Raw genomic sequence first — 2,908 nt, 5'->3', positions numbered from 1 at the left:
GCAACGACGACTGACCAGCACCGTCTGACCGGCTACCACGCAGCGAGCAAGCATGCCTTCGTTATCGGCCAGCTACCTTCCCGGTTGCCTCGATTTTCACCCCGGTTCGGGTCGCCTTCGACGCTATCGCCTCGATATGCTGTGTGCCGCCACGTCACTAGGTCGCGTCCTTCTTTGGTGTGGCCCATGTCGTCGGCGGCTTCCGCCTCGTCCCCGTCGTTCTGTACGATCCAGCGCACGACATCTCTGCGTTGGAGGGTGTGCCCGACTTCGAACCGGAGCCAGACGTCCTTCGGAAGTGGGGGCTCATCTGCGCGATACCGCCGCTCCCGGACTCGCCCGCCTTCTGTCTGCGCGATGGCAATGCTCACCTTCACGGAAGACGGCCGCTCCGACTTGGACGCTCGCTGAGCAACAAAGAAATCGTGACGGAAAACGGCGTTCCAGGCGCTGCGCGCGTCGTCTTCACCGCAGCTGCTTTCGTCCAGCACGTCATGCTTTGGAAGGATCTCGTCGAGCCGCTTCTTGAGCCGGCGAACCTGTCCATCCGTGTGAGGTTTACCGGTCAGTTCCTGGGTCCCATCGATTGGACTGGCGACGCGCTGGTCCAAGGCCAGTCGATCACGCAGAGCGCAGAGGGTCTTGCGGAGGGCCACGTCGTCCCTCAAGCGGTCGGGCACAAAGACCTCCGCTACGAGGGCCGTCGTGATCATTCCACCGGGTAAACTCCACGAGCGACGGGAGGCGCAAAATCGCTTCACGAACCGGACAATGCGCCGCAGCTGCTTCGGCCCGACGTCGATGAACCAGTAGGGGCTGAGCTCCTCTACGCGCTCCTTGAACCAGTCAGTGACCGCTGTCGGGTCACGCTCGGTCCAATCGGGGCCTGCGTGCTCCAGTCGGCCGTCGGCCGTCTCGCGGTAGATGGCTAGGTCGACATGATGTCCCTCCGAATACCACACAGTCACGGCGTTGGTACGCGGCTCGGGATCGCGGAGGAAACCGCTACTCGACTGGAGCAGCGCATCCGCCACCCGCTTTCGTGCATCCAGCGCCGACGAAGGAAGGGCAGCGGCATCGAAGACAACGGCTGTGTCGATGTCGTAGTCCCCATCGGGATGCTGGTTGAGCGTGTGCATCGCGTAGCTGCCCTGGTCGAGACGACTCTCGAATCCAGCCTTGGTCGCACCCTGGATGGGCCCAAGCTTCTCCAGACCGCTCTTCAGCCGGTCCAGGTTGGTGTCCCGAAGGCCGGCGAGCTTGATCCTGCCTTCTCGCCCGAGCCGCAGCTTCTCGTTGTAGAAGCGCAAGAGAAGCCTATTTGCGTCGTACATCCATACCTCGCCCACCCAATAGACGGCGCCCCAACTAGGGGCGCCACCCAAGGGCGTGTGACGGGTAAGCACTGAACACCCGTCGCGCAAGGTGTCCAACTGAATTCAGGGGTGGTACGCAGCGCGCCTCTCGGCGGTCGTAGGACGCTCGGGGAGACCGCCGGAGCTACGTCCCTACGTCCGCGCCAACTGGTCGATATTTCACAGATTATCCCCGCCATGCCCAGTGCCCGCGACCAACGACTCGGTCAACAGCTTTTGCTTTCTGGGGAGCACATGCGATCGCCGTGGAGGAGCGCCGGCCCGGGTGCCGACCGAGCGGCCCGCTGATACCAGCCCCACATCACCGATACTCGGCCGCATGCTGGCGGCAGTGTTTTCGGACCCGATCTACCCAGGCTTCATACCAGTACCAGGTCTTCGCGACCTGTACCCCAAGCCCTTTGCTCGGGTTCTTCCCGTCGTCGGCCTGCCAGAGCAACGTATGGTGGTACTGGGAAAATCGGGCGAAGCCCTCCGACTTCATGAGCGAAACGATCTGCCCCGGAAGCCACTTCGGTCGCTCCGTCTCCTTGATCGAAGCGTACGCAACGTTGATGTTCTCTGCGAGTTCAGAATCGGGCCGAACGAACGTGATCACCTGGTCCGCCTGATTCGGGTGGTTGACAGTCTTCGGCACGAAGATCACCCGGTAAGCGAATTGCGCGCTGCGAAAGTCTTTCGGATCGAGCTCGGCATCGAAGCCTTGAATGAAGCGCTTCACATTCTTCGGAAGCCCAGGGTGTTTCTCCAGCGTGTCAACCTGCTCGTCCGCCAATGACGAGAATTGGAGACTGAGAGACAGATGTTTGGCGATCCCGTAACCCGCTCCAAATAGCCGAGCGATCGCTTCGTGGTAGTTGATGCAGCATGCCTGGAATTGTGCACTCAGAAGATCGTCGATTCGTGTCGTCATTTGGTGCTCGACCTCGTGACGCAGACCAATAAGAAACCTGAGGTTCTGAGTTACCGGCCGGTCAAGTGGGCATTTCGACTCGTTCAGGCAGCGCTCGAGCTCCCAGTACTTGAAGGCTCCGTGCTTTGTCTTGTCGAACTTCCGGCGCTGCCCTTCCTTCTTGAAGTAGCGGTACTCGACCCCGAGATCTCGATAGTAGGCGTGCAAAAGGTACGTCCACGCGATGATCATAAGAACCACGTAACTCTCGGACTTGAACGTGATGTTCGGATTATTGAAGATCTGCACAGCCGCCAGGGCTGCCTCGCGGGACTTCTTGAGCAGCTCCTCTTTGACGGAGAAGAGGCGGCGGACGCGCTTCTGCTTGCCCACCAACTACCCCTCCTCAAAAAAGCCGTGGTTGACGCGGGCGATCTCCACCGTCTCGCCTCGTTCGACACCCACCCCGTGATCGATCATCAGGGACGCGAGCTGGTCGCCGTCGATGAGGACGATTCCCTCGCGACGGTCCGAGAACTGTCGAGCTCCACTGGCGAAGTAGCCCGTGGTGATGAACAGGCCTTTGGTCGCGTTGCGGTCGGTGAGTGCGCCGAAGAAGGCCTGGATGTCTTTGCGCTGG

Annotated in this window: 3 protein-coding genes; all 3 read right to left on the bottom strand. The window is 60.9% G+C overall.

The genetic code is table 11. From position 1 onward, the window contains the following. Positions 1 to 32: 32 nt before the first annotated feature. Positions 33 to 1,334 carry a hypothetical protein gene (locus tag MJD61_06495; protein MCG8554924.1) on the bottom strand — a complete coding sequence of 434 codons (1,302 nt, stop codon included), beginning with the start codon at positions 1,332 to 1,334 and terminating at the stop codon, positions 33 to 35. A gap of 343 nt (positions 1,335 to 1,677) precedes the next feature. After that, positions 1,678 to 2,661, bottom strand: coding sequence for a DUF3644 domain-containing protein (locus MJD61_06490; protein MCG8554923.1), 984 nt, complete (start codon positions 2,659 to 2,661; stop codon positions 1,678 to 1,680). A gap of 3 nt (positions 2,662 to 2,664) precedes the next feature. After that, positions 2,665 to 2,908, bottom strand: a 244-nt coding sequence (locus tag MJD61_06485) for a restriction endonuclease (GenBank protein MCG8554922.1), incomplete at its 5' end; no start/stop codon positions are given.

It is taken from the genome of Pseudomonadota bacterium (genome assembly GCA_022361155.1).
Taxonomy (GTDB): Bacteria; Myxococcota_A; Polyangia; order Polyangiales; family JAKSBK01; genus JAKSBK01.
Note: the sequence above shows the minus strand (reverse complement) of the source record. Positions and strands in the feature narration are given on the sequence as shown.

Coding starts and splice junctions, on each gene's coding strand:
- MJD61_06495 (MCG8554924.1), bottom strand. CDS start 1,334: ATGTACGACGCAAATAGGCTTCTCTTGCGCTTCTACAACGAGAAGCTG.